This window comes from Dyella telluris (assembly GCF_014297575.1).
GTDB classification, from domain to species: Bacteria; Pseudomonadota; Gammaproteobacteria; order Xanthomonadales; family Rhodanobacteraceae; genus Dyella; species Dyella telluris.
The window spans coordinates 450,497-464,095 of sequence record NZ_CP060412.1 but is presented as its reverse complement, the minus strand read 5'-3'; the positions used below and the strand labels follow the sequence as shown (position 1 = coordinate 464,095).

Annotated in this window: 11 protein-coding genes; 9 read left to right on the top strand and 2 right to left on the bottom strand. The window is 63.7% G+C overall.

Annotation, left to right across the window (positions count from 1 at the left end; genetic code table 11):
• Positions 1-114: 114 nt before the first annotated feature.
• The 8 genes from prpE to H8F01_RS02200 all read left to right on the top strand — a co-directional run bounded on the left by prpE (position 115) and on the right by H8F01_RS02200 (position 9,224).
• Positions 115-2,010 carry a propionate--CoA ligase gene (prpE, locus tag H8F01_RS02235; RefSeq protein ID WP_187059112.1) on the top strand — a complete coding sequence of 632 codons (1,896 nt, stop codon included), beginning with the start codon at positions 115-117 and terminating at the stop codon, positions 2,008-2,010.
• 382 nt (positions 2,011-2,392) lie between these two features.
• Positions 2,393-3,283, top strand: a complete 891-nt coding sequence (gene prpB, locus H8F01_RS02230) for a methylisocitrate lyase (RefSeq protein ID WP_187057463.1) — start codon at positions 2,393-2,395, stop codon at positions 3,281-3,283.
• Between the two features lie 69 nt (positions 3,284-3,352).
• Positions 3,353-4,498, top strand: coding sequence for a bifunctional 2-methylcitrate synthase/citrate synthase (gene prpC, locus H8F01_RS02225; protein WP_187057462.1), 1,146 nt, complete (start codon positions 3,353-3,355; stop codon positions 4,496-4,498).
• A 447-nt stretch (positions 4,499-4,945) separates the two neighbouring features.
• Positions 4,946-5,890, top strand: a complete 945-nt coding sequence (locus H8F01_RS21930) for a hypothetical protein (protein WP_187057461.1) — start codon at positions 4,946-4,948, stop codon at positions 5,888-5,890.
• 99 nt (positions 5,891-5,989) lie between these two features.
• Complete coding sequence (locus tag H8F01_RS21770; RefSeq protein WP_238481115.1) at positions 5,990-6,448, top strand: hypothetical protein; 459 nt, start codon at positions 5,990-5,992, stop codon at positions 6,446-6,448.
• 2 nt (positions 6,449-6,450) lie between these two features.
• Positions 6,451-7,125: a C39 family peptidase gene (locus tag H8F01_RS02210; protein WP_238481227.1), complete on the top strand. Its 675-nt coding sequence runs from the start codon at positions 6,451-6,453 to the stop codon at positions 7,123-7,125.
• 10 nt (positions 7,126-7,135) lie between these two features.
• Positions 7,136-7,660, top strand: a complete 525-nt coding sequence (locus tag H8F01_RS02205; protein WP_187057460.1) for a hypothetical protein — start codon at positions 7,136-7,138, stop codon at positions 7,658-7,660.
• Positions 7,661-7,772: 112 nt separating this feature from the next.
• On the top strand, positions 7,773-9,224 hold the full coding sequence (locus tag H8F01_RS02200) for an acetate kinase (RefSeq protein ID WP_238481114.1): 1,452 nt from the start codon (positions 7,773-7,775) through the stop codon (positions 9,222-9,224).
• Positions 9,225-9,259: 35 nt separating this feature from the next.
• Here H8F01_RS02200 and H8F01_RS02195 read toward each other — a convergent pair whose 3' ends face one another.
• Positions 9,260-9,868 (bottom strand): glutathione S-transferase N-terminal domain-containing protein, encoded by a 609-nt coding sequence (locus H8F01_RS02195; protein WP_187057459.1) that lies wholly within the window; start codon positions 9,866-9,868, stop codon positions 9,260-9,262.
• Positions 9,869-9,924: 56 nt separating this feature from the next.
• On the bottom strand, positions 9,925-10,617 hold the full coding sequence (locus H8F01_RS02190; RefSeq protein ID WP_187057458.1) for a TerC family protein: 693 nt from the start codon (positions 10,615-10,617) through the stop codon (positions 9,925-9,927).
• A gap of 308 nt (positions 10,618-10,925) precedes the next feature.
• Between H8F01_RS02190 and acnD the strand changes: the two genes are divergently transcribed.
• Entirely contained in the window at positions 10,926-13,535 is a 2,610-nt protein-coding gene (acnD, locus tag H8F01_RS02185; RefSeq protein ID WP_187057457.1) for a Fe/S-dependent 2-methylisocitrate dehydratase AcnD, read from the top strand.
• Positions 13,536-13,599: the final 64 nt, after the last annotated feature.

Genomic DNA, 13,599 nt, shown 5'->3' with positions numbered 1-13,599 from the left:
GATGAACGCCATGCGGGCGCTCATCCCCTCCGGCGACTCGACCAAGGTCGCAAAGCCCGTTTCGCACGGCTGATCTAGGCTAGCCAGACAGCCGTTGAGCCGAGGATGATCATGATGCGCTACGAGGAGTTCTATCAGCGTTCGATAGAGCAGCCAGAGGCCTTCTGGGCCGAACAGGCGCAACGCATCCATTGGCACACGCCACCCGAGCGCATCCTCGATGTATCCAACCCGCCGTTCCGGCGCTGGTTCGTGGGTGGCACCACCAATCTCTGCTACAACGCGGTCGACCGGCATCTGGATGCGCGCGGCGGCCAGCTTGCTCTGGTGGCCATCTCCACCGAAACCGGCATCACGCGTGAGCTCACCTATCGCGACCTGTATCGCGAAGTGAATACGTTCGCCGCCGTGCTGGCATCGCTGGGCGTAGGCAAGGGTGATCGCGTGGTGATCTACCTGCCCAACATCGCCGAAGCCGTCTTTGCCATGCTGGCGTGCGCGCGCCTGGGGGCCATCCATTCCGTGGTGTTCGGCGGTTTTGCGGCACACAATCTTGCCCTTCGCATCGATGATGCGCAGCCGACGCTGCTGATTGCCGCCGATGCAGGCATGCGCGGAGGCAAGATCATTCCCTACAAGCCGCTGGTGGATGCTGCGCTGGATGAAGTGAAGCATGCTCCCGCGCACGTGCTCATTGTCGACCGCGGACTGGATCCGCAGATGACGCGTGTTGCCGGCCGCGATCTGGACTACGCCAGTCTGCGTGCATCGTACGAAGGTGCCGAGGTGCCGGTGGCGTGGCTGGAATCGAACGAGCCCAGTTACCTGCTCTATACCTCGGGCACTACCGGAAAGCCCAAGGGCATCCAGCGCGATGTGGGCGGCTACGCCGTTGCCATGGCGATGTCGATCGAGACCATCTTCGATGTGGCGCCGGGGCAGGTGATGTTCTCCACCTCCGACGTTGGCTGGGCCGTGGGGCATTCGTACAACGTGTACGGCCCCTTGATCGGCGGTGCGACCTCATTGCTGTACGAAGGACTGCCCACGCAACCTGATCCGGGCATATGGTGGCAACTGTGCGAACGCTACGGCGTGCGCACCATGTTCTCGTCACCCACCGGCATCCGCGTGCTGAAGAAGCAGGACGCGGGCTGGCTGAAGAAGTACGACCTGTCCCGCCTGACATGGTTGTTCCTGGCAGGCGAGCCACTGGACGAACCCACCGCGCACTGGATCACCGACGGCCTTGGCGTGCCGGTGATCGACAACTACTGGCAGAGCGAAACCGGTTGGCCGGCGATTACACTGATGCCGGGCCTGGACCTCAAGCCGGTGAAATTCGGATCACCGGGATTGCCCGCGCCCGGCTACCGCATGAAGGTGATCGACGAAGGCACGGGCGAGGAATTGCCGCCGAACCAGAAAGGCGTGCTGGTGTTCGTGCCGCCGCTGCCTCCCGGTTGTCTCACCACCGTGTGGGGCGACGACGAGCGCTACGTCACCAGCTACTTCAGCCACTTCAACGAACTGCTGTACAGCTCGCTGGACTGGGCCATCCGCGACGAGAACGGCTACACCAACATCCTGGGACGCACCGACGATGTGATCAACGTGGCCGGTCATCGACTGGGCACGCGCGAGATCGAGGAGTCGGTGGCGACACATCCTGCGTGTGCAGAAGCTGCCGTGATCGGCATGCAGGACGAGTTGAAAGGGCAGGTGCCCGTGGTGTTCGCCACGTTGCGACAGGGCGTGGTCGAAGGCGCCGCGGACGTGGCGAAAGCCATGCAGCAGCGCGTCTGCGATCAGTTGGGCAAAGTGGCCAGGCCGGCACGGGTTTACGTGGTCAATGCGTTGCCCAAAACGCGTTCGGGGAAACTATTGCGTCGGTCGCTGCAGGCGCTGGTGCAGCATACCGACCCGGGTGATCTCTCGACGCTGGATGATCCGGCGGCGCTGGACGAGGTGCGCAAGGCCTTGGAGAGAGGGCCGGAGCAGGGGGAGTAAGTCACGGCGCTGACGGGTTTCCTTCACTCCATGGGGCCTGCTCCACGGTTTCCTGTCCGTCATTCCTGCGAACCCTGAAAGGGGGCAAGGGTGGGAAGCGCTTTTCAACCGCCTAAGAGCGGGGGCATCCAGTGGCTTCGCGCAGGGTCGTCGCCTCGCACGTTGCCACTCGACGTCTGCTGATGGCGCGATGGCATCCCCCATGGGGAGGCCGAGTCCCCCGCTCCCCTCCGAGAAGAGGGGGGCTCAAGGCCGCAAAGGCGTGGAACGATCAGGGCCTTCCACTTTCATTACACGCAGCGTTCGAAACCATGCATGTTGCCGCGCAACAGCCCTTGAACACGCCCTGCGCTAAAATCGCGTTTTTATGAGCGGAGGTTTCATGGCACAGATCGCATCCCCCGGCGCAAGGTTCCGCGCCGCCGTCGCCGCCGAAAGTCCCCTCCAGGTGATGGGTGCCATCACTGCCTACGCCGGCCTGATGGCCAAGCGCGTGGGCTACAAGGCGCTTTATCTTTCCGGTGGCGGCGTCGCCGCCAACTCGCTGGGTATCCCCGATCTCGGCATCTCGACCATGGAGGACGTGCTCACTGACGCACGCCGCATCGTCGACGCCACCCAGATGCCGCTGCTGGTGGACATCGATACGGGCTGGGGCGGCGCGTTCAATATCGCGCGCACCATTCGCTCGTTCATCAACGTCGGCGTGGCCGCCGTGCACATCGAGGACCAGGTCGGCCAGAAGCGTTGCGGCCACCGCCCAGGCAAGGAAGTGGTGCCCAGGGACGAAATGGTCGACCGCGTGAAGGCGGCCGTGGACGCGCGTACCGATGAAGGTTTCGTGATCATGGCGCGTACCGATGCCGCGGCCGCCGAAGGCATTGATGCCGCGATCGATCGTGCCTGCGCCTATGTCGAGGCCGGTGCCGACATGATCTTCCCCGAAGCCATGAAGACGCTGGACGATTACCGCCGCTTCAAGGCCGCGGTGAAGGTGCCGATCCTGGCGAACCTGACCGAGTTCGGTTCCACGCCGTTCTTTACTACCGACGAACTGCGTGACGCCAACGTCGATATCGCCCTTTACTGCTGCGGCGCCTACCGTGCCATGAACAAGGCGGCGTTGAACTTCTACGAGACGGTGCGCCGCGAAGGTACCCAGAAGAACATCATCGACACACTGCAGACCCGCGCCGACCTGTATGACTTCCTGGGCTACAACGCCTACGAGGACAAGCTCGACGCGCTGTTCGCCAGCCAGAAGAAGGCCTGATCGGCCACCCCAATCGTCGGTCGTGGTGCGCCACGGCCGGCAGAGTCGCATGTTGAGGAGACGTATCCGATGACCGAGCAAACCCTTCCCAAGCCCAAGAAATCCGTCGCACTGTCGGGCGTTGCCGCCGGCAACACCGCGCTGTGCACGGTGGGCCGCAGCGGCAATGACCTGCATTACCGCGGCTATGACATCCATGACCTGGCGGCCAAGGGTTGCTTTGAGGAAGTGGCGTACCTGCTGGTGCACGGCGTGCTGCCGAACTGGGCGGAACTGAACGCGTACCGCGCCAAGCTCAAGCGCCTGCGTGGCCTGCCGGCCCCGGTGAAGAGCGCGCTGGAGCTGCTGCCGGCCGCCACCCATCCGATGGACGTGATGCGTACGGGTTGTTCGGTGCTGGGCACCGTGCTGCCGGAGAAGGACGATCACAACGAAACCGGCGCGCATGACATCGCCGATCGCCTGATGGCCAGCTTCGGTTCGATGCTGCTGTACTGGTTCCACTACAGCCACAACGGCAAGCGCATCGAAACGGAGACGGATGACGAATCCATCGCCGGTCACTTCCTGCACCTGCTGCATGGCAAGAAGCCGAGCGAGCTGCACGCGCACTCGCTGGACAAGTCGCTGATCCTTTACGCCGAGCACGAGTTCAACGCGTCCACCTTCACCGCGCGCGTCATCGCCGGTACCGGCTCGGACATGTACTCGGCGATCACCGGTGCCATCGGCGCGCTGCGTGGTCCCAAGCACGGCGGCGCCAACGAAGTGGCGATGGAGATCATCGCGCGCTATCGCAACGCGGCCGAGGCGGAAGCAGATATCCGCGCCCGCGTCGAGCGCAAGGAAATCATCATCGGCTTTGGCCACCCGGTGTATACCGTGTCCGATCCGCGCAACGAGATCATCAAGGAAGTCTCGCGCAAGCTCTGCACCGAAGGTGGCAACCCCACGCTGTTCGACGTGTCGGAGAAGATCGAGAAGCTGATGTGGGAGCAGAAGAAGATGTTCCCGAACCTCGACTGGTTCTCGGCCAGCGCGTATCACATGATGGGCGTGCCGACGGCCATGTTCACGCCACTGTTCGTCATCGCCCGCACCTCCGGCTGGAGCGCGCACGTGATCGAACAGCGCGAGGACGGCAAGATCATCCGTCCCAGCGCGAACTACACCGGACCGGAAGACCAGGCCTACGTGCCGATCGAGAAGCGTTGATCGCTGTTGCCAGCGTTTGCGAAGAGGGAGCCGAAAGGCTCCCTCTTTTTTTTGCAGATTTCGTTGTGGTTCATGTGTCTGTACGAGATTGCTATGGTTTCGTATGCATCGGTGTAACAGCTTTGATACGTGGCTTACATTGCAAAAATCGAGATCACCAATGCACCGCAAATCATTGAAGTTGAGCATCTTGTTCTGATGCATCCGGGTGCTCGCGCTACCCACATGCCGAAAAGGGTGTAACGGTGCTGTGTCACTTTGTCCGTTGCATGCTTGGCGGACCTTCTGGATCACGTGCCGCAGGCCCCCTGTAATCGCTTATCTCATGCCAGTCGCGCTGCCCAAGGAGACGCAGCGTTGGCTGGCACGCATGTTGCGAATAAGCCTTGCTGGACTCGCAACACCAGCTACACAGGGGGTCACCGCATCGTTCCAGGAGTAATGACTATGCGTAAGACTCTAATTGCGACCGCAATTGTGCTCGGCATGGGCTTGGCATTGCCGGCATTTGCGGATAATGACCACAACCATGGAAGCAGTGATTCCAATAACACCTACAGCACGTATGCGACCGGTCAGTACGGCTCCGCAGCGAGTAGCGGTGGTAATGCTGACTCCTTCAATACCAATGAAGCCGTAGCCAACAGCACGCTTACCGGCTCGGTGTCGAACGTTGCCGTTTGGGGTATTGGCAACTCATCCACCAACAATGGCAATGCCAGTGGCGGCCGCGGCGGTAGCGGTGGCGACGGCTACGGTGGCAAGGCCATCGGCGGCAACGGCGGCGACGGCGGATCGGGCGGCGACGCCCATGCACGTAGCGGTCATGCCGGCGGTTCAGGCAGTTCGTCGGGTGATTCCGGCGCCCTTGGCGCATCGCTGGCCGGTGGCGGCAGCGGCGGTGATGGCGGCGGCGGCAACGACGGCGGCAACTCCAGTGCAAACAGCCACAGTCATTCGCGCACCAGCGGCGGCGGCGGTTACGCCGGCGGTGGTACGGCGACGGCAGGGGCCGGTGGTGCAGGCGGAGCCGGTGGTGCCGGCGGTGCCGGTGGCGCAGGTTCGTCGGGTGCATCGTCGCCGAGCAGCTATAGCGGTTCGTCGACCTCCACGGGTGGCACCAGTGGTGCGGCTGACGCAACGGCCGGTGCAGGCGGTGCGGGCGGCTCAGGCATGGGTGGTACCGGTGGCGCAGGCTCCGGTGGCGCGGGCGGCAACGGCGGCGCAGGCGGCACGGCTTATGCCACGACGGGTGCCTTCGACATGTCGAACCAGATGAACGGTTCGGCAGCCGCAGCGGCTGGTGTCTCGATCCTTGCGCAGAACAGTGGCGCAGCGGCGTTGATCCAGCAGAGCGTGAATGTCCAGGCCAACCTGAACTTCGCACATTAAGTGAGTACGCATCCGGCATGGTGGAGCCGTTCCGGCTCCCCCATGCCCGGCTGCAACTGCAAAGGGTTGCTCAGAGCGAGCGCGCGAAACGCGCGGTCGATGGACGTGCTCAAGCCTTCAGGAGTGAGTGCCGTGCGGATTCTCCATGCATTGCCTGGCGTCATCGCGCTCTGCGCCATGGTCGTACCTACTTTGCTCTGCGCGGAAAACGCGCAGATACCTGCCGCCTATCTGCTGGATGGCGCGCAGTCTCCGGTTGCCGTCTACGCGGCCGCCGTCGATGTCACCAAGAATGAGGGGGCGGCTGCCGCGGACCTGGGGACCGGCGTGGACAACGCCACCCTGGACGGCCTGAGTGGCGGCACCCTGGTCGTGCAGAACACTACGCTGACCGGCACGGTGTCCAACGACACCGCGGACCATGTCATTTCAGGTGCCAATGTCATCACGGGCGGTGCCTTCAGCGGCGAAGCGGGCATACCGATGGTGATACAGAACTCGGGCAGCAACGTGCTGATCCAGAACGCCACCGTGATCAGCGTCGAGTTCAAACCGTGAAAATGCTTGCAGCGCTGCTGATGGTTCTGGTGGCGCTGCCGACGGGGAGCCCGGCCTCCGATATTTCCGTGGTGAGTGGCAACGGCAACTACGCCATTCACCTGACGAGCATCAAAGAGGCCCGTTACAAGACCACCATCCATCAGAAGTACGACTTCAGCTGCGGCTCCGCGGCTGTCGCAACCCTGCTGACCTATCAGTACGGCTACCCGATGAACGAGCAGGTGGCCTTCGAGCAGATGTATACCCATGGCGATCGCGCCAAGATCAACAAGGAAGGGTTCTCGCTGCTCGACATCAAGCGCTTCCTGGATGCCAACGGTTTCGAGGCCGATGGTTTCAAGGTGCCACTGGACAAGCTCGTGCAGGAAAGACTGCCGGCGATCGTGCTGATCGACGAGAAGGGCTATCACCACTTCGTGGTCATCAAGGGTATCCGCAATGAACGCGTGCTGGTGGGCGATCCGGCACGCGGCACGCGCGTGATCTCGCAGAGCCACTTCATGGCCATGTGGAAGAGCGGGCTGGTGTTCGTCATCCACAACCGTCGGAACCTGGCGGTGTTCAACAGTGCCAGCGACTGGAAGGTGGCGCCACCGGCGCCCATCGATACCGCGGTGGACCGCAACAGCCTTTTCTTCACCGTGATGCCCAAGAAAGGGCCGGACGACCTTTGAGGTTATGCCGATGAATTCGACGCTTCGTGTCATTTTCCTGGGAACGACGATTTTCGTCGGCGCGGCGGGTTGGGCCAGTGCGCTGGCGGACGACAGCCCGACGACGCCGGCCGATGGTTCCGGTTGGGTGCCGGTGAGCGAGCAGACCCTGGACGAAACCCGCGGCGGGTTCGATGTGGGCAATGGCCTGATGGCCTCGTTTGGCATCAATCGCGCCGTGTACGTCAACGGCAACCTCGTCACCCAGACCAGCTTCAACGTGCCCGACATCGCGCGCATGACGACGACACAGGCGTCGGCCATGTCCAGCGCGCTCAATGCCATGTCGATCACGCAGATCGGCCCCAACAATACGTTCGATCCCTCGTCGCTGGGCCAGACCAGCGCCGGGGCGGTGATCCAGAACACGCTGAACAATCAGAACATCCAGAGCGTCACCACGCTCAACACGTCGGTCAATTCGCTGAACGCTTTCCGATCGGCGAACTTCCAGGACGCGTTGCAACAGGCACAGCTTCAGTCCTTGGTGCACTGAGATGGAACGGGCACCGCCACGGTTTTTCCTGGACGACGAACGCGCCGCGAGAAGCATCGCGACGCGTTCGTCTGTGTGACATCAACAACACGGAAGCCTCGGGGGAAGCACGATGCGACAGACAACGTGGCGGTATTTCCTGACGTCGGGATGTGCTGGACTGGCGATGCTTGGCGCGCCTGTTTCCGCACAGGAACCCGGCACACCGGCGGCGGCTGCCGCTCCTTCGACAGCAACGGCAGCGAATGCACCGACCGCTGATGCACCGGCTTCAGACCTGCAGAAAAAGGTGTCGGAGCAAGGCGAGCGCATCGACGCGATGCGCAGCCAGATCAGCGCCCAGATGGAACAGCTGGACGCCATGAAACGCGCGCTGGCTCAGCAGGAAGCGGATTACCAGGCCTTGCGTCATGCCGTGGGCATGGACGTGCTCGACAAGCAGCGCGCCGGCAGCATTGCCGCCGGTGGACCCGGCGCATCGGCACTGCCCATGCCGGCGGGGGACGCGGTGGCAGCCAACGCGCCATCCACCGACCAGGCGCAAGGGCAGCAGGCCGTGGGGCAGGCGCCCAAGCAGGATACGCGGCCACCGGAGGTGGCACCGATCTTCCAGCAGCCCGGTGTGCTGACGCCCAAGGGCAAGGTGATCATCGAGCCGGCCTACCAGTTCGGCTATTCCTCGCTGGATCGCGTGGCCCTGGTGGGCTACACCGTGATTCCGGCCATCCTGATCGGCCTGATCGATGCGCGGCAGGTGAAGGACACCACCCAGATCGGCTGGCTGACCGCGCGTTATGGCATTACCAACCGCATGGAAGTGGAAGTGCGCGTGCCGTATGTGTATGCACACCAGGACACCATCAGCCGCGAGATCTTCACCGGCAGCGCCACGGACAATGCCTTTGGTTCCAGTGGCCATGGATTGGGCGACGTCGAGGCGACCCTGCGTTATCAGCTCAATGTCGGCGGGCCGGACAAGGCGTACTACGTGGGCTGGCTGCGCGTGAAGTCACGCACCGGCACCGATCCGTTCGAGGTCACCACCGACTGCGTCCATCGCTGCGTGGAGAACGTCATCGACGAGGTGGATCTTTCCGCCACCGGCACCGGATTGCCACTGGAGCAGCCGACCGGCACGGGCTTCTGGTCCATCCAGCCCGGCGTCACCTGGCTCTATCCGACCGATCCGGTGGTGTTCTTCGGCAACCTGAGCTACCTGTACAACGTGCCTCGCGACAACCTCACGCGCAAGATCCTGTTGGGCGGCACGGAATCCCTGGGCAAAGTGAAAGAGGGCGATATCGCCGATGTCAGCATCGGCATGGGTATCTCGCTCAACGAAAAGGCCTCTTTCAGCATCGGCTACGACCAGAGTTTCGTGGGCGTCACCAAGCAGAACGGGCAGACCGTGCCGGGCTCGGTGAAAACCGTGCTCGGCACGCTGCTGATCGGCGGCTCGTGGCGCTTCAGCGACAAACGCACGCTCAACTTTACGTTGGGCGTGGGGGTGACGCGTGACACGCCGGATGCCACCGTGACAGTACGTGTGCCCATGATGCTCTAGGCCATGGCACGCGCGCCGTCATGTGGCGGATGCGCTCAGAGGCCTTCCTGCTGCAGGGCAGCCTTCACGCCGGCATCTTCCAGCATGCGCTGCTGGAAGCGGGCCAGGTTGTCCAGGCCCGACAGATCCACGCCCTTGGCCACGGCCCAGCGCAGCACGACGAACAGGTACGGGTCGGCGAAGGAGCGCGTGCCGGTGAGCCAGTCGCGTCCGTGCAGCTGCGCATCCAGGCGCTCGTAGTACGCGCGCAGGCGGGCGATGGCGCGGGTGCGGAGCTTTTCCTGCGATCCCTCGTCGTCAATGAAACGTTCGGGACGGAACACGGGCTTGAACAGCGGATGCAGGTCCGAGTTGAGAAAACCGATCCAGCGGTTCACTTCGGCACGACCGCGCGCACCTTCGCCGCCGAGGCTGGCCAGCGGATACTTGTCCGCGAGGTAGTTGAGGATCGCCACGTTCTCCGTCAGCACCCAGCCATCCGGTTCCTGCAGGGCAGGGACGCAGCCCGACGGGCTGATGCGCAGGTAGTCGGCCGAACCCAGTTCCTCACGTGCGACGCGATTGGCCTCGTAAGGCTGGCCAATCCATTCGAGCACGATGTGGTCGGCGAGCGAGCAGGCGCCCGGCAGGTAGTACAACTTCATGGGTGTTTCCTCGGTGTGCGTTAGCCATGAAGTGTCGCCTGCCGCGCCCGTCGTCATCAATCCGAAGCTTGTGCAGGGGCGGACGCACGCCGGCGTTGCGCGAGCCAGCCCCCCAGGCATACGCCGATCACCAGCACGGCGTCGAGCGCGTACTTCGCCCAGCCATGTGCCTCGAACCAGGGCGACAGCCAGTGGTCGTGGGCGATCATCCGCGCCGAAGTCCACGCAATGGCGCCAGCGCCGATATAGACGATGACCGGGAAGCGCTCGATCAGACGCAGGATCAGCGACGAACCCCACACCACCAGCGGCACGCTGATGGCCAGGCCGATGATCACCAGCGCCATGTGGCCCTTGGCGGCGCCCGCGATGGCCAGCACGTTGTCCATGCCCATGAGGGCGTCGGCCACGATGATGGTGCGCATGGCCGCCCAGAAGTTGCCGGCCGCGTTGACCTGGTGCGCGTGCGGGTCATCCGGTTTCAGCAGCTTCCAGGCAATGGGCAGCAGCAGCAGGCCGCCGGCCAGCATCAGGCCCGGCAGCTCCAGCAGGTAGACCACGATGCCGGTCAGCGCCACGCGCACCAGCACTGCGCCAAGGGTGCCCCACAGCACGGCCTTCTTCTGGATCTGGCGGGGGAGGTTGCGTGCAGCCAGCGCAATCACGATGGCGTTGTCGCCCGCGAGCACCAGGTCGAGCAGCACGATGGCCATCAGGCCGGAAAGGAATTCGGTAACCGCAAGGTCCATGAGCGTATCTCTGCGCGTAAGACGAATGCAGCAACAACAGGCACGCGCGGCCTGTCATTACTGCAAAAGTCTCGTTCGCGGCAGGACCGCCGCAGTGACCGGGGTGCTGCTGCACCCGTGATGACGACCACTGCGAGAGCACGGATGACGCCTGTGCCCGGAACTACTCCCCTTTGGGATCAGTATCGGGCCATTGTCGATGCCATCGAGCATACCAGTCAAGCCAAACCCCTTAAGTAAAAGGCTTTATCCCGCTAAAATGGGCAGACCACGTCAGCCCGGCGTCCGTTCCCAGGGTTTCGAACTCCATGAATACCGTCTACCGCAAAGCTCTCCCCGGCACGTCGCTGGATTACTTCGATGCACGCGCCGCCGTGGAGGCGATCCAGCCGGGCGCCTATGACGCGCTTCCCTATACCTCGCGCGTGCTCGCCGAGAATCTGGTGCGCCGCTGTGATCCGTCCATCCTGACCGAATCGCTCAGTCAGCTCATCGAGCGCAAGCGTGACCGCGACTTCCCGTGGTTCCCGGCGCGCGTGGTGTGCCACGACATTCTGGGCCAGACGGCGCTGGTGGATCTGGCCGGCCTGCGCGATGCCATCGCCGAGCGCGGTGGCGATCCGGCCAAGGTGAACCCGGTGGTGCCGGTGCAGCTGATCGTCGATCACTCGCTGGCGGTGGAGTGTGGCGGCTTCGATCCGAACGCGTTCACCAAGAATCGCGCCATCGAAGATCGCCGCAACGAAGACCGTTTCCACTTCATCAACTGGACCAAGAAGGCGTTCGAGAACGTCGACGTGATTCCGCCGGGCAACGGCATCATGCACCAGATCAACCTGGAGAAGATGTCGCCGGTGATCCAGGTGCAACACGATGATCAGGGCAGGGGCGTCGCCTATCCCGACACCTGCGTGGGCACCGACAGCCACACGCCGCACGTGGACGCGCTGGGCGTCATCGCCATCGGCGTGGGCGGCCTCGAAGCTGAAAACGTGATGCTTGGCCGCGCTTCCTGGATGCGCCTGCCGGACATCATTGGCGTGGAACTCACCGGCAAGCGTCAGCCGGGCATCACCGCGACCGACATCGTGCTCGCGCTCACCGAATTCCTGCGCAAGGAGAAGGTGGTCGGTGCGTACCTGGAGTTCCGCGGTGAAGGCGCATCCAGTCTGACGTTGGGCGATCGCGCCACCATCTCCAACATGGCGCCCGAGTACGGTGCCACCGCCGCGATGTTCTTCATCGATGGCCAGACCACCGACTACCTGCGCCTTACCGGCCGCAGCGACGAGCAGGTCAAGCTGGTGGAAACCTACGCCAAGGCTGCCGGCCTGTGGGCCGATACGCTGGCGCACGCGCAGTACGAGCGCACGCTGACGTTCGATCTGTCGTCGGTGGTGCGCAACATGGCGGGCCCGTCCAATCCGCACAAGCGCCTGCCGACGTCCGATCTTGCTGCACGTGGCATCGCGGGCGAGTGGACGGAACAGCCAGGCCAGATGCCCGATGGCGCGGTGATCATCGCCGCCATCACCAGCTGTACCAATACCAGCAATCCGCGCAACGTGATTGCCGCCGCGCTGCTGGCGCGCAACGCCAATGCGCGCGGCCTCACGCGCAAGCCGTGGGTGAAGAGTTCGCTCGCCCCGGGCTCCAAGGCAGTGCAGTTGTATCTGGAAGAGGCGAACCTGCTGCCGGATCTGGAGAAGCTCGGCTTCGGCATCGTCGCGTTCGCCTGCACCACCTGCAACGGCATGTCCGGCGCGCTCGATCCGAAGATCCAGCAGGAAATCATCGATCGCGACCTGTATGCCACCGCCGTGTTGTCGGGTAACCGCAACTTCGACGGCCGCATCCATCCGTATGCCAAGCAGGCCTTCCTGGCCTCGCCGCCGCTGGTGGTGGCCTACGCCATCGCCGGCACCATCCGCTTCGACATCGAGAAGGACGTGCTTGGCGTGGATGCCCATGGCCAGCCGGTGACGCTCAAGGACATCTGGCCGTCCGATGAAGAAATCGACGCCATCGTGTCGTCCAGCGTGAAGCCCGAGCAGTTCCGCAAGGTCTACGAGCCGATGTTCGCGCGCAGCGGCAGCACCGGAACCAGCGCTGCGCCGCTGTACGACTGGCGCGCGCAAAGCACCTACATTCGTCGCCCGCCGTACTGGGAAGGCGCGCTGGCCGGCGAGCGCACGCTCAAGGGCATGCGTCCGCTGGCGGTGCTCGGTGACAACATCACCACCGATCACCTGTCGCCGTCCAACGCGATCCTGCTCGACAGCGCCGCCGGTGAATACCTGGCCAAGATGGGCTTGCCGGAAGAGGACTTCAATTCGTATGCCACGCACCGCGGCGATCACCTCACCGCGCAGCGCGCCACCTTCGCCAATCCCACGTTGCTCAATGAGATGGCCGTGATCGATGGCGAAGTGAAGAAGGGTTCGCTGGCGCGCGTGGAGCCGGAAGGCAAGGTCATGCGCATGTGGGAAGCCATCGAGACGTACATGGATCGCAAGCAGCCGCTGATCGTGATCGCAGGCGCCGACTACGGCCAAGGCTCGTCGCGTGACTGGGCGGCCAAGGGTGTGCGCCTGGCGGGTGTGGAAGCCATTGCAGCCGAAGGCTTCGAGCGCATCCATCGCACCAACCTGATCGGCATGGGCGTGCTGCCGCTGGAGTTCAAGCCGGGCACCAACCGCAAGACGCTGGGCATCGATGGCACCGAGACCTTCGATGTGGTGGGCGCACGCACGCCGCGCGCGGACCTCACGCTGGTCATTCACCGCAAGAATGGCGAGCGCGTCGACGTGCCGGTGACCTGTCGTCTGGATACCGCGGAAGAAGTGTCGATCTACGAAGCCGGTGGCGTGCTGCAGCGTTTTGCGCAGGATTTCCTCGAGGCTTCGCAGGCGGCCTGACCTTAAGCCCCTCTCCCCTCGCGGGAGAGGGGTTGGGGAGAGGGGGCGCAACGGAGCGACTGAC

Coding starts and splice junctions, on each gene's coding strand:
- prpE (WP_187059112.1), top strand. CDS start 115: ATGCGCTACGAGGAGTTCTATCAGCGTTCGATAGAGCAGCCAGAGGCC.
- prpB (WP_187057463.1), top strand. CDS start 2,393: ATGGCACAGATCGCATCCCCCGGCGCAAGGTTCCGCGCCGCCGTCGCC.
- prpC (WP_187057462.1), top strand. CDS start 3,353: ATGACCGAGCAAACCCTTCCCAAGCCCAAGAAATCCGTCGCACTGTCG.
- H8F01_RS21930 (WP_187057461.1), top strand. CDS start 4,946: ATGCGTAAGACTCTAATTGCGACCGCAATTGTGCTCGGCATGGGCTTG.
- H8F01_RS21770 (WP_238481115.1), top strand. CDS start 5,990: ATGGACGTGCTCAAGCCTTCAGGAGTGAGTGCCGTGCGGATTCTCCAT.
- H8F01_RS02210 (WP_238481227.1), top strand. CDS start 6,451: ATGCTTGCAGCGCTGCTGATGGTTCTGGTGGCGCTGCCGACGGGGAGC.
- H8F01_RS02205 (WP_187057460.1), top strand. CDS start 7,136: ATGAATTCGACGCTTCGTGTCATTTTCCTGGGAACGACGATTTTCGTC.
- H8F01_RS02200 (WP_238481114.1), top strand. CDS start 7,773: ATGCGACAGACAACGTGGCGGTATTTCCTGACGTCGGGATGTGCTGGA.
- H8F01_RS02195 (WP_187057459.1), bottom strand. CDS start 9,868: ATGAAGTTGTACTACCTGCCGGGCGCCTGCTCGCTCGCCGACCACATC.
- H8F01_RS02190 (WP_187057458.1), bottom strand. CDS start 10,617: ATGGACCTTGCGGTTACCGAATTCCTTTCCGGCCTGATGGCCATCGTG.
- acnD (WP_187057457.1), top strand. CDS start 10,926: ATGAATACCGTCTACCGCAAAGCTCTCCCCGGCACGTCGCTGGATTAC.